The 12,816-nt window shown below is 72.5% G+C and carries 11 protein-coding genes; 2 read left to right on the forward strand and 9 right to left on the reverse strand.

Features of this window, described 5'->3' with window-relative positions:
* Positions 1-5: 5 nt before the first annotated feature.
* The 8 genes from mnhG to ctaD all read right to left on the reverse strand — a co-directional run bounded on the left by mnhG (position 6) and on the right by ctaD (position 8,800).
* Complete coding sequence (gene mnhG, locus ACFQS1_RS18270) at positions 6-368, reverse strand: monovalent cation/H(+) antiporter subunit G (RefSeq protein WP_378969639.1); 363 nt, start codon at positions 366-368, stop codon at positions 6-8.
* Entirely contained in the window at positions 365-625 is a 261-nt protein-coding gene (locus ACFQS1_RS18275; RefSeq protein WP_378969641.1) for a monovalent cation/H+ antiporter complex subunit F, read from the reverse strand. The genes mnhG and ACFQS1_RS18275 overlap by 4 nt, the downstream gene beginning before the upstream one ends.
* Positions 622-1,209, reverse strand: a complete 588-nt coding sequence (locus tag ACFQS1_RS18280; protein WP_378969644.1) for a Na+/H+ antiporter subunit E — start codon at positions 1,207-1,209, stop codon at positions 622-624. The genes ACFQS1_RS18275 and ACFQS1_RS18280 overlap by 4 nt, the downstream gene beginning before the upstream one ends.
* Positions 1,206-2,759, reverse strand: a complete 1,554-nt coding sequence (locus tag ACFQS1_RS18285; protein ID WP_378969646.1) for a Na+/H+ antiporter subunit D — start codon at positions 2,757-2,759, stop codon at positions 1,206-1,208. The genes ACFQS1_RS18280 and ACFQS1_RS18285 overlap by 4 nt, the downstream gene beginning before the upstream one ends.
* Positions 2,756-3,193: a Na(+)/H(+) antiporter subunit C gene (locus ACFQS1_RS18290; RefSeq protein ID WP_378969649.1), complete on the reverse strand. Its 438-nt coding sequence runs from the start codon at positions 3,191-3,193 to the stop codon at positions 2,756-2,758. Before ACFQS1_RS18290 ends, ACFQS1_RS18285 begins: the two co-directional genes overlap by 4 nt.
* Complete coding sequence (locus ACFQS1_RS18295; protein ID WP_378969651.1) at positions 3,190-6,021, reverse strand: Na+/H+ antiporter subunit A; 2,832 nt, start codon at positions 6,019-6,021, stop codon at positions 3,190-3,192. The genes ACFQS1_RS18290 and ACFQS1_RS18295 overlap by 4 nt, the downstream gene beginning before the upstream one ends.
* 96 nt (positions 6,022-6,117) lie before the next feature.
* Positions 6,118-6,903, reverse strand: a complete 786-nt coding sequence (locus ACFQS1_RS18300; protein WP_378969653.1) for a CBS domain-containing protein — start codon at positions 6,901-6,903, stop codon at positions 6,118-6,120.
* Positions 6,904-7,048: 145 nt separating this feature from the next.
* Positions 7,049-8,800 (reverse strand): aa3-type cytochrome oxidase subunit I, encoded by a 1,752-nt coding sequence (ctaD, locus tag ACFQS1_RS18305; protein WP_378969656.1) that lies wholly within the window; start codon positions 8,798-8,800, stop codon positions 7,049-7,051.
* Positions 8,801-8,965: 165 nt separating this feature from the next.
* On the opposite strand from ctaD, the gene ACFQS1_RS18310 reads away from it, so the two are divergent.
* Both ACFQS1_RS18310 and ACFQS1_RS18315 read left to right on the forward strand, forming a co-directional pair.
* Complete coding sequence (locus tag ACFQS1_RS18310) at positions 8,966-11,371, forward strand: glycoside hydrolase family 65 protein (protein WP_378969659.1); 2,406 nt, start codon at positions 8,966-8,968, stop codon at positions 11,369-11,371.
* A 5-nt stretch (positions 11,372-11,376) separates the two neighbouring features.
* On the forward strand, positions 11,377-12,282 hold the full coding sequence (locus tag ACFQS1_RS18315; protein WP_378969661.1) for a universal stress protein: 906 nt from the start codon (positions 11,377-11,379) through the stop codon (positions 12,280-12,282).
* A gap of 5 nt (positions 12,283-12,287) precedes the next feature.
* Here the strand turns inward: ACFQS1_RS18315 and ACFQS1_RS18320 are convergent, their stop codons facing one another.
* A complete protein-coding gene (locus ACFQS1_RS18320; protein ID WP_378969663.1) occupies positions 12,288-12,662 on the reverse strand; it encodes a DUF488 domain-containing protein in 375 nt (124 codons plus the stop codon).
* Between the last annotated feature and the right edge of the window lie 154 nt (positions 12,663-12,816).

A 12,816-nucleotide genomic window follows, 5' to 3' on the forward strand; every position in this document is an offset into this window, starting at 1 on the left:
GACCGTCATCCCGCGCGCGGCGGGCCATCGGCGCGGTCCTCGGCCAGTTCGTCGGTCACGAGCGCGCTCGATCGGATCTGCCCGGTCCGGTAGACGGCTCGGCCCACCATGTGCGCCGCGACCGGCGCGGTGACCAGCTGGAACGCACCCACCAGGATCAGGGTGGTGATGTCGACGGTGTTCGGCAGCCGCAGCGCGGCGCCGGCCAGGATGAGCAGCAGGCCGAGCACCTGCGGTTTGGTGGCGGCGTGCATGCGCGAGAGCAGGTCCGGGAAGCGCAGCAGGCCCACGCCGGCGGCGAGGCTCAGCAGGGCCCCGGAGACGAGGCAGGCGCCGGCCAGGATGTCGGCGAGCGTCCGCATCGTCATCGCCCGCTGCGCGGCGCGAACCGGGCGACGCTGACCGACCCGATGAAGCCCAGGATCGACAGGACGACCAGGATCGGCAGCGAGGTCGCGTCGCGGGTGTAGGCGGCCTCGGCCGCGACGGCGCACACGACGATGGCGAGCAGCACGTCGACGGCGACGATCCGGTCGAGGGTCGTGGGCCCGCGGACGATCCGGACGAGGACCAGGGACACCGCCGCGAACAGCAGCGCGGAGACGATGATGCCGGCCACGATCATGTGAGTTTCCCCTTTCCGGCCGGGGGCCGCTGGGCGAGCATGGCGATTTCGGCGTCGGAGCCGATGGCGCGGACGATCCGGGCCTCCGTCTCGTACACCTCGTGGCGGAACTTTTCCACGGCGGCCCGGTCGGCCACGCCGATCACGTGGATGTACAGCGTGGTCGAGGACTGGTCGGTGTCCACCACGAGACTGCCCGGCACCAGCGAGATCGCCTCGCCGGTGAGGGTCAGCACCAGGTCGGACGGCACCCGCAACGGCACCCGGATGATCGCGCTGCGCGGCCGGTGACCGAACCGGAACGCCAGCACGGCCAGCTGCACGCTGGCCACCACCAGGTCGAAGACGAAGCGCCCGGCCAGATACAGGAACGCGGGCGGGCGCAGGTGGCCGGAGAAGGTGACCGGCGGGAGCGGGAAGACGGTCAGCACCACGGCCGCGACGAGGAGCCCGCTGATCAGGTTGGCCCAGGAGACGACACCCCACAGCAGCATCCAGATGGCGACCAGCACGGCGGCCGCCACGACCCGGTCGCGCCGGCGCAGGCGGGCGGTCGCCTTCTGATCGGTGGCGGCGCTGGTCATGGCGACTCCTGCGCGAAGACGGCCCGCACATAGGGCTCGCGGTCGCGGAGCTCGGTGGCCGCCTGGCCGGTGAACTCGGACAGCGGTCCGGCCACCACGGTCAGCCCCGTGCCGAGGACGACGAGCGCGAGCGTGGCGCCCACCATCAGCCGGGGCATCGCCCGGCTCGGTGCGGCGCTCGCACCGTTCGGCGATTCCGCGCGAGCGGCGTCTTCACCGTCCAGCGCTTCCGCGCGAGGCGTACGCCAGAAGGCGAGGTTCCAGACCCGGCCGATCGCGTAGAGGGTGAGCAGGCTGGTGACCACGCTGCCGGTGACCAGGGCCCAGGCCAGCGGCGTGCCGTCGGCGACGCCCGCCTGCAGCAGTCCGAGCTTGCCGAGGAAGCCCGAGAAGGGCGGGATCCCGGCGAGATTCAGGGCGGGCAGGAAGAACAGCACGCCGAGCACCGGCGCCAGCCGGGCCAGACCGCCGAGCCGGTCCAGCGCGGTGGTGCCGCCCCGCCGCTCGATCAGGCCGGCGGCGAGGAACAGCGTGGTCTGCACGACAATGTGGTGCACGACGTAGAAGATGGCCCCGGAGAGTCCGGCGTTCGTGGCGAGCCCGATCCCGAACAGCATGTACCCGATGTGGCTGACCAGGGTGAACGACAGCAGACGCTTGATGTCCGACTGCGCCACCGCGCCCAGGATTCCGACGATCATGGTGAGCAGCGCCGCGACCAGGAGCACGTCGGTCGCCGGGCCGTCGGGGAACAGCAGGGTCTGGGTACGGATGATCGCGTACACACCGACCTTGGTGAGCAGGCCGGCGAAGACCGCCGTGACCGGCGCGATGGCCGTCGGGTAGCTGTCCGGCAGCCACGCCGAGAGCGGGAAGACCGCGGCCTTGATCCCGAAGGCCAGCAACAGCATGCTCTGCAACGCCAGCTGCAGGGCGCCGGGCAGGTCGTCCAGCCGGCCGGCCAGCTGGGCCATGTTCAGCGTGCCGGTCGCGGCGTAGATCAGGCCGATCGCGGTCAGGAAGATCAGCGACGACAGCAGGCTGACCACGACGTACGTGGTGCCGTCGCGGATGCGGCTACGGGTGGCGCCCAGGGTGATGAGCACGTAGCTGGCGGCGAGCAGGATCTCGAAGCCGACGTAGAGGTTGAACAGGTCGCCGGCGAGGAACGCGTTGGTGACTCCGGCGGTGAGGATGAGGTACGCCGGGTGATAGACCGCCACCGGGATGGTGTTGTCGCCGTCGGCCAGGCCCTGTCCGATCGAGTAGATCAGCACGCACAGGGTCACCGCCGAGGAGACGACGAGCATCAGCGCCGCGAGCCGGTCGGCCACCAGCACGATGCCCATCGGCGCCGCCCAGCCGCCGACCGCGACGGTCAGCGTGTCGCCGGTGCTGGTCAGCGCGAGCAGGGCGACCGACACGGCCAGGGTCGCGCCGAGGACGACCAGGCTCACCGCCCGCTGCAGGTTCGCGCGCCGGCGGATCAGCAGCGTGAGGGCGGCGCCGAGCAGCGGCATGACCACCGGAAGCGGCACGAGCCAGGTCATCGCGGCTCCCGCCCGGCGGCGGGACCGGACGTCGCCGGCGTGGGCGTCGGCGAGTCCTGGTCCTCCAGGCCCTCGTCGCGTTCGGCCCGTTGCATGATCCGCCGGTCCTCCACATCGTCCTGCACGTCGTCGTGGCCGGTCAGCAGCCAGCTGCGGTAGGCCATCGCCAGCAGGAACGCGGTCATGCCCAGGGTGATCACGATGGCCGTCAGGATCATCGCCTGGGTCAGCGGGTCGCTCATCCGCGCCTCGGGCGTGAGCCCGACGATCGGGGGCCCGCCGTAGCCGCCGCCGAGCAGGATGAGCAGGTTGACGCCGTTGCCGAGCATGGTGATGCCGAGGATGACCCGGGTGAGGTTGCGTTCCAGCAGCAGGGTGACGCCCGCGGCGAACAGCACGCCGACGACGATGACCAGCACCAGGTTGGGGCTCACACCAGCTCCTCCTTCCGCCGGGCCTCGGCCTCGGCGCGCTCGATCTGCTCCTGCCGGTCCACCTCCGCGCCGAGGCTGCGCAGGATGCTGAGCACGACGCCGATGACGACGAGGTACACCCCGACGTCGAAGATCATCGACGTGACGAAGTGGACGTGGCCGAGCACCGGCAGGTGCCAGTCCATCAGCGTGCTCTGCAGCACCTGGCCACCGGCGATCATGGCCGCCAGCGCGGTGCCGAGCGCGACGAACAGGCCGGCGCCCATCACCACGCCGGCGTCCACCGGCGCCGCGACGTCCAGCTCGTGCCGCCCGCCGGCCAGGTATCTGAGCACCAGGGCCAGCCCGACCACCAGACCGCCGGCGAACCCGCCGCCCGGCGCGTTGTGCCCCGCGAACAGCAGATACACCGAGAACAGCACGATGACGTGGAAGATCAGCCGGGTGATGACCTCGAGGATCGGCGAGCGCAGCCCGGCGTCGAGCGTGTGGCCGGCCATCAGCCACACCTGACCTCGCGGCGGGTCCGGCAGAGGCGGGCGCCGGGCGCCGTGCACCAGGCGCCGGGATCCGCCGAAGACCAGGGCGGCGACGCCGACGGCGGCGACCAGCAGCACCGAGATCTCCCCCATCGTGTCCCAGGCCCGGATGTCGACGAGCGTCACGTTCACGACGTTGCGGCCGCCGCCGTACGACACGGCGGGCCCGGGAAAGCCGGTGGAGATGGGCGTGGCCTGCCGGCCGGTCGTCGCCGCGTACGCCAGGCCGGAGACCACCGCGCCGACCGCGACCCCGATCGCCACCCGCAGCCGCCGGCTGGCCACCAGCGGGCGGACCGAGAAGTGACCCGGCAACCGGCGCAGCACCAGCACGAACATCACCATCGTGCAGGTCTCGACCAGGAACTGCGTCAGCGCCAGATCGGGGGCGCCGTGCAGGACGAACAGGATGGCCGTGGCGTACCCGGTGACGCCGACCAGAACCACGGCGGCCAGGCGGCGGCGCGCGCGGGTCGCGAACACGGCCGCGACGATCAAGGCCGCCGCCGGGACCAGCTGCACCGGGGCGTCCCAGAGCCGGGGCCCGGTCGCGACGGCCGCGCCGGACGCCAGGGCAGCGCCGCCGAGCACAACCAGCACGGACAGGATCGTGCCCAGGTAGATCGGCAACGAGCCGCGCTGGGTGGCGCCGGTGACCTCGACCGCCAGCCGCCCCAGCCAGCCGATCGCCCGCTCGTAGATCGCGGCCCCGTCGGCCGGCAGCCGCAGCCGCAGCCACCACCGCGTCCGCGCCGTCCCGAGGAACAGGGCGGCGCCGCCGGTCAGCACCACGGCGGAGAGCCCCAGCGCGGGTGTCAGCCCATGCCACAGGGCGAGGTGATACGTCCCGCCGTCCGCATAGCTGTCGGCGTACCCGGCCAGCAAGCCGTCGAGCGCCGGCGCGGACAGCCCGGCCACGAGCCCGGCCACGGCCAGCACTGCCGCCGGGGCCAGGAACAGCCACGACGCCGGCCGGACCGGCCGCGCCGCGACCGCCGGCTTGTCGGCGAAGGCGCCCCACAGGAACCGCACGGTGTACGCCACCGTGAGCCCGGATCCGCAGACGACGCCGGCCAGCACCGCCCACTGCCACCAGCCACCACCGAGGAAGGCCGCGAGGATCGCCTCCTTGCCGACGAATCCGGCCAGCGGCGGCACCCCGGCCATCGAGGCCGCGGCGAGCAGGGCCACCAGCCAGACGGCCGGCGCCGCGCGTCGCAGGCCGCTGAGGTCGCGCAGGTCGCGGGTGCCGGTGGTGTGGTCGATGACCCCGACCACGAAGAACAGCGCCGCCTTGAACAGGGCGTGGGCGAGCAGCATCATCGCACCCGCCAGCGCGGCGTTCCGCAGGCCCGCGCCGAGCGTGACGGCCAGCAGGCCCAGCTGGCTCACCGTCCCGTACGCCAGCAGCAGCTTCAGATCGTGCTGCCGCAGCGCCGTCCAACCGCCGAGGAACATGGTCACGGTGCCGGCGACGAGCACGACCGGACGCCAGGGCGCGGCGCCGGCGAGCACCGGCCCGGTCAGCCCGATCAGGAAGACGCCGGCTTTGACCATCGCGGCGGCGTGCAGGTAGGCGCTGACCGGAGTGGGGGCGGCCATCGCCCGGGGCAGCCAGAAGCTGAAGGGGAAGATCGCCGACTTGGAGAGCGCGCCCACCAGCAGCAGCACCACGGCGACCGCCTGATAGCCGCCCTCGACCGGCATCGAGGTCAGTTGCGACCAGCGGTAGGTGCCCGCGTGCTGGCCCAGCATGACGATGCCGACCAGCATCGCCAGCCCGCCGAGCGTGGTGACGATCAGCGCCTGCAACGCGGCCAGCCGGCCGGCCCGGCTCGCCGGGTCGTGCCCGATCAACAGGTACGAGAAGACGGTGGTGAGTTCCCAGAAGACGTACAGCACGATGAGGTTGTCCGAGACGACCAGGCCCAGCATCGCCCCGGCGAAGCCGACGAAGACCCCGGCGAACCGGCCCAGTCCCGGCTCATCGGCCGGGAAGTACCGCGCGCAGTAGACCAGAGCCAGCGCGCCCACGCCGCCGACCAGCAGCACCATCAGCCACGACAGGGTGCCCATCCGCAGGGCCAGCTCGAGGTGGAGCCGGCCGGCCCACGGATACACCTCGGCGACCGCCCGGCCGTCGCGCACGGCGGCGGTGCGGGCCGACGCCCACACCAGTCCCGCGGCCGGCACCATCGCCAGCACATAGAACGCCGGCCGTCCCAGACGGCGCACCAGTACCGGGGCCAGGGTCGCGGCGATCAGGTGTGCGGTCAACAGCACCAGCACGCGCGGCCTCCTCCCCCTGTTGCTGGCACGGGTTACCCGCCTTCCGGCCGGATAACCCGTCCCATGTTCCCGGCCGCCGCGTCGCCGGGCCAGCGGTCACCGCGTCATTTCCGCGAACTGCTGGTTCGCTCCTTCCCTCGCGGCGCTCGCGTCGCCCGGGGCCGCTGTCGCCCGCTCGGGTCGCCGGCTCGCCCACCAACCGTCCAGCGGCCGGCGCTTCGGTCGCGGCTCCGGGGCGGCCGCGGGAGCGGCGGGCGCGGTCACCGCGATCTCGTTGCGGACGGCCGTCACCCCGGGCACGTCGCGGATCAACCGCTCGAGCAGCGTTGCGGTGCGGGCCTCGGCAACCGTCCCGCCCAGCGTGGCCACGCCGTCGTGGACGGCGAAGGCGACGTTCGGAGCAGGCAGGGCCGCCAGCAGCCGGCGTACGTCGGCGCGGATCGCCTCGTCCGGGCGGTCGTAGACCTCGAGCAGGTCGGCGGCGGTGACGATGCCCGCCAGCCGCCGGTCGGCCCCGGTGACCAGGAGGCGGTTCACCGCGTGGCGGCGCATCAGCCGGCCGGCCTGGGCGAGCGTGACATCCGGTGCGACGGTCAGCGCGGGCGCGCTCATCATCTCGCCGGCCGACCGCACGGTGAACGCCGGCGTCGGCGCCGGCCGGCGCCACGGCGCGCGGCGGGCCCGCTCCGGTGCCGCCACCGCGATGCCGTTCAGCACGTCGGTACGGGTGATGATGCCCAGCACGCTGTCGTAGGCGTCGACGACGGCGAGGGCGCTCACGTCGTACCTAGCCATGGTGGCGATGACCTCGGCCGGGGGCGTGTCGTAGTCCACGGTGAGGACCTGGGGTGTCATGACGTCTCGGACCGTCCACTGCTGCACGGCTGCTCCTTCCCGGCGCCGACCGCGACCTCCGCGATCGGATGTCTCCAGTCTCGCCGCGGAGGCGCGCCCGGGTCAGGGCTGGCAACGGCGGTTCCCGCCCGGGTCTGGTTGCCGGGGCCCGGCAACAAAGGCCCGGGGTGGGTCACGGATTGTCCGAGCGATCCTCCTGGTAGGAGGCGCCGGTGTGGGACTCGGCGGTCAGCGGGCGGGCGCCGCCCTCGGGCGGCCCGGCGTCGGACTGCGGGCCGGCCGCCAGCTCGGGAAACTTGGCGTCGAACGCGGGCCGCTCGGAGCGGATGCGCGGCATCCGGTCGAAGTTGCGCAGCGGCGGCGGGCTGGAGGTGGCCCACTCGAGGGAGTTGCCGTGCCCCCAGGGATCGTCGACGGTCACGAGCGGGCCGGCCCGGTAGGACTTCCACACGTTGTAGAGGAACGGCAACGTCGCGGCGCCGAGGACGAAGGAGCCGATCGTCGAGAACGTGTTCAGGAACGTGAAGCCGTCCGACGGCAGGTAGTCGGCATAGCGGCGGGGCATGCCCTCGGCACCCAGCCAGTGCTGGACCAGGAAGGTGGCGTGGAAGCCGAGGAAGGTCAGCCAGAAGTGAATCTTGCCGAGGCGGTCGTCCAGCATCCGGCCGAACATCTTCGGGAACCAGAAGTAGATGCCGGCGAACACCGCGAACACGATGGTGCCGAACAACACGTAATGGAAATGCGCGACCACGAAGTAGCTGTCGGTGACGTGCCAGTCGACCGGCGGCGAGGCGAGCAGCACGCCGGTCAGCCCGCCGAGCAGGAAGGTGACCATGAAACCGAGCGCGAACATCATCGGTGTCTCGAAGCTGAGCTGCCCACGCCACATCGTGCCGATCCACACGAAGAACTTCATCCCGGTGGGCACGGCGATCAGATAGCTGAGGAAGCTGAAGAAGGGCAGCAGCACCTGCCCGGTGGCGAACATGTGGTGCGCCCAGACGCTCATCGACAGCGCCGCGATCAGCAGGGTCGCGGCGACCAGGCCCTTGTAGCCGAACACTGGCTTGCGGCTGAAGACCGGGATGACCTCGGTGATGATGCCGAAGAACGGCAGCGCCACGATGTAGACCTCGGGGTGGCCGAAGAACCAGAACAGGTGCTGCCACAGCATCGGGCCGCCGGTCCCCGGGTCGTACACGTGCGCCCCGAGGATGCGGTCGGCCCCGAGCACGAGCAGCGCGGCGGCCAGGAACGGGAAGACCAGGATCACCAGCAGGCTGGTGACCAGGATGTTCCACGTCATGATCGGCATCCGGAACATGGTCATGCCGGGCGCGCGCAGGGTCAGGATCGTGGTGATCATGTTGACCGCGCCGAGGATGGTGCCCAGACCGCTGATGGCCAGGCCGACGACCCACATGTTGCCGCCGACACCCGGGGAATGCAGCGAGTCGCTCAGCGGCGCGTACCCGGTCCAGCCGAAGTCCGCCGCGCCGCCCGGGGTGAGGAAGCCGCCGACCGCGATCAGCCCGCCGAACAGATACAACCAGTACGCGAACGCGTTGAGCCGCGGGAACGCGACGTCGGGCGCGCCGATCTGGATCGGGACCACGAAGTTGGCGAAGGCGAACAAGATCGGCGTGGCGAACAGCAGCAGCATGATCGTGCCGTGCATGGTGAACAACTGGTTGTACTGCTCCGGCGACAGGAACTGCATGCCCGGCCGGGCCAGCTCGGCCCGCATGAGCATCGCCATCAGACCGCCGAGCATGAAGAAGCCGAAGGACGTGATCATGTACATGATCCCGATCTGCTTCGCGTCGGTGGTCCGCAGCACGCGCGCCAGCGCAGAGCCTCTGACCTGGCGCCGCACCGGCCAGGGGCGGGTGACGATCGGCTTTGGTACGACGGTGCTCATGGCGTCCCCCCGGGAATGGGCTGCGCAAGCTCTGCCATCGGCCACCGACGCTACGCCTGTCCGCCCGCGCGCGCAGCAGCCGACGGGTCCCGTTTCGATCCGGCGGGCGAGCGGCGGAGCACCCCAGCAGTTGCTCTTGGTCGCGTCCGGGTCCAGGCTGGAGGGGTGATCGGCGACGCGGTGTTCCCCGCCGAGCCCTGGCAGGTCCGGGAACCGTCGCTCGACCTGGATCGGCTGGGCTCGACCGAGTCGGTGTTCGCGCTCGCCAACGGCCACATCGGAGTGCGCGCCAACCTGGATGAGGGCGAGCCGCACGCGATCGCGGGCACGTATCTGAACTCGTACTACGAGCAGCGGCCGCTGCCCTACCCGGAGGGCGGGTACGGCTATCCGGAACAGGGCCAGACCCTCGTCAACGTCACCGATGGCAAGCTCATCCGGCTGATGGTCGACGACGAGCCCTTCCACGTCGCGCACGGCCACCTGATCGCCCACGAGCGGATCCTGGACCTGCGGGCCGGGGTGCTGCGGCGCCGGGTGGACTGGGTGTCCCCGGCCGGGCGGCGGGTGCGGATCCGCAGCTGCCGGCTCGTCTCGTTCACCCAGCGGGCGGTGGCGGCGATCGACTACGAGGTCGAAGCCGTCGGCCACGAGGTGCGGATCACCGTCCAGTCCGCGCTGGTGGCCAACGAGGAGCAGCCGCAGGAGTCGTCGGATCCGCGGGTCGCCGCCGCGCTGGACCGTCCGCTGGTGGCGGTCGGGCAGGACACCGAGCAGCACGGCGGGGTGCTGCTGCACCGCACCCGGGCCAGCGGCCTGCTGATGGGCGCGGGCATGGACCACGTCGTGACGGCGCCCGGCGCATACGACGAGGAGACCGACGTCCGCGACGACTGGGCGCGCACGACGGTGGTCACCGTGCTGCGGCCCGGCGAGCGCTTGCGGGTGACCAAGCTTTTCGCGTACGCGTGGAGCTCCTCGCGCTCGCCGCAGGCGCTGCGCGACCAGGTCGCCGGGGCGCTGACCGGCGCCCGCTATGCCGGCTGGGCCGGCCTCGCCGCCGCCCAGCGCGCCTACCTCGACGACTTCTGGGACGCCGCCGACGTGGAGATCGACGGTGACCCGGTGCTGCAGCAGGCGGTCCGCTTCGGGCTGTTCCACGTGCTGCAGGCCGGCGCCCGGGCGGAACGGCGGGCGATCGCCGCCAAGGGGCTCACCGGGCCGGGGTACGACGGGCACGCGTTCTGGGACACCGAGGGCTTCGTGCTGCCGCTGCTGACCTACGTCGCCCCGCACGCCGCGGCCGACGTCCTGCGCTGGCGGCACAGCATCCTCGGCCAGGCCCGCCACCGGGCCCGCACGCTCGGGCTGGACGGCGCGGCGTTCCCGTGGCGCACGATCCACGGCGAGGAATGCTCGGCCTACTGGCCGGCGGGCACCGCGGCGCTGCACCTGAACGCGGTGGTCGCGCGCGCCGTCGAGCGCTTCCGCCAGGTCACCGGAGACACCGCGCTCGAGGCGGAATGCGGCCTGGAGATCCTGGTCGAGACCGCCCGGCTATGGCTCTCGCACGGCCACCACGACGCCGACGGGGCCTGGCACGTCGACGGCGTCACCGGCCCGGACGAGTACAGCGCGGTCACCGACGACAACCTGTTCACCAACCTGATGGCGGCCCGCAACCTGCGCGCCGCCGCGGACGCCTGCGCCCGCCGGCCCGAGGCGGCCGCCCGGCTCGGGGTGTCGGCCGGCGAGCCCGGGGCCTGGCGGGCCGCCGCCGACGCGGTGCACGTGCCGTACGACGAGCGGCTCGGCGTGCACCAGCAGTCGGCCGGCTTCACCCGGTACGCCCCGTGGGACTTCACCGGCGAGCGCCCGGACCAGCCGCTGATGTTGCGCGCGCCCTACTTCCAGCTGTACCGCCGCCAGGTGGTCAAGCAGGCCGACCTGGTGCTGGCGATGCATTGGTGCCCGGAGGAGTTCACCGCCGAGCAGAAGGCCCGCAACGTCGACTACTACGAGCGCATCACGGTCCGCGACTCGTCGCTGTCCGCCTGCACCCAGGCGGTGATGTGCGCCGAGGTCGGCCACCTCGAGCTGGCGCACGACTACGCCTGGGAGGCCGCCCTGGTCGACCTGCGTGACCTGCACCGCAACACCCGCCACGGGCTGCACCTGGCCTCGCTCGCCGGCGCCTGGTCGGCGGTCGTCGAAGGCTTCGGCGGGCTGCGCGATCACGACGGCGTGCCGGTGCTGGCGCCGCGGCTGCCCGAGGGCATCACCGGCCTGCGCTTCCGGCTGCGGCACAGCGGGGTGCGGCTGCTCGTCGAGGCCGACCACGAAACCGTACGGGTCAGCATGCGCGACGGCACCGACACGCGGCTGCCGATCCGGCTGTACGGGGAGGACGTCGAGCTGACCGCCGGCGATCCGGTGCGGCGTCCGGTCGTACCGCTGAAACCGCTGCTCTCCCCGCCCGAGCAGCCGCCGGGATACAAACCGGACCGGGCGGCGCCGGCCGGCCGCGGCGCGTCCGACAGCGCGGTGTTCCCTCGCGAGACCGGAAGGTGATGCAGGTGACGGTGACCGATGTGGTGGTGGGCTTCGACGACTCGCCGCCGTCCGAGGAGGCCCTGTGCTGGGCGCTCGAGGACGGACGGCTGCGGAATCTGCCGGTGCGTGCGGTCAACGTCTGGCATCCGAGCGAGGACCCACGGGAGGTGGAGCGGCTATCGGCGCTGACGTCGGTGGCGGAGCTGCGGGCGGGCCTCGAGGACGAGGTCGCGTCCAGCGTGCGCGCGGTCGCCGAACGGGTACGGGCCACCGACGTGGCGGTGACTTCCCAGGTCCGCTACGGCCACCCGGTCCGCGAGCTCACCCGCACGGCGGGCGCCGAGTCGCTGCTCGTCGTGGGCTCCCGCGGCCGGGGCACCTTCACCGGTTCGCTGCTGGGCTCGGTCAGCCAGGGCTGCGCGCAGTACGCGCAGGGCACCGTGGTGGTGGTCCGGGGACGCCGGCCGGATGCCGCGGCCGGGCGGGTGGTCGTGGGGGTGGACGGGTCCGACCGGTCGGTCCGGGCCCTGCGCTTCGCCGCCGACGAGGCCCGGGTCCGTGGCGCGGTGCTGCAGGTGGTGCACGCGTGGACGCTGCCGTACCTCGGATTCGCCGGACGGTCCGGGGCGTTGCCGCAGGATGCCATCGACGAGGTCGCCGCCCGCGCCGGGGAGACGCTGCGGGACACCATGCACCGGGGATCGGTCGACGCCACCCGCCCGGATGTGCAGATGTGGCTGGTCGAGGGGCTGCCGCACCTGTCGCTGCTGGAGGCGGCCGGCCAGGCGGACCTGCTGGTCGTCGGATCCCGCGGCTACGGCGGCTGGAAGGGGCTGCTGATGGGTTCGGTGTCGGCGCACTGCATCACGCAGTCACCCTGCCCGGTGGCCGTGGTCCGCGCGGACGACGCCGACGACGCCGACGACTGACCCGGTCACTCGGCGGCCCGCCGGCCGGTCAGGAGGTCGGCGAGGACCGCCGCCTCGCTGATCGTGAGCTCCTTGCTGGCCGTCAGCAGAACGAGCGGGTGGTCGCTGGCGAGCTCGCGCAGATGCGCCAGCGCGGCGGCCTGCTCCCCCGCGTCCAGCTCGGCCTGGTACCGGCGCCGGAACTCGGCGAAGCGCTCCGGATCATGGCCGTACCACTTGCGCAGCTCGGGCGACGGCGCGACCTGTTTGCACCATTCGTCGAGCGCGGCCCGGGCCTTGGTGAGCCCGCGCGGCCAGAGCCGATCGACCAGGACGCGCAGCGCCTGCTCGCCGGCGGGATCGTCGTACACCCGCCCGATGCGGACCTGTGGCTTCGTCACTGAGACCTCCGCTGTCGAGTCTGTCGTCCCTCAACCATGCCCCGTGCGCACGGCATCGCTCGTCCGGGGTACGCCTTGCCGTCCGTGTAGCCTGAGGGCACTCCTGCTGAGTTCAGTGAGTGTCCGCCGCGGCGCCGGCAGGCGGCCGACGCGG

Source organism: Paractinoplanes rhizophilus (genome assembly GCF_042664765.1).
Classification (GTDB): Bacteria; Actinomycetota; Actinomycetes; order Mycobacteriales; family Micromonosporaceae; genus Actinoplanes; species Actinoplanes rhizophilus.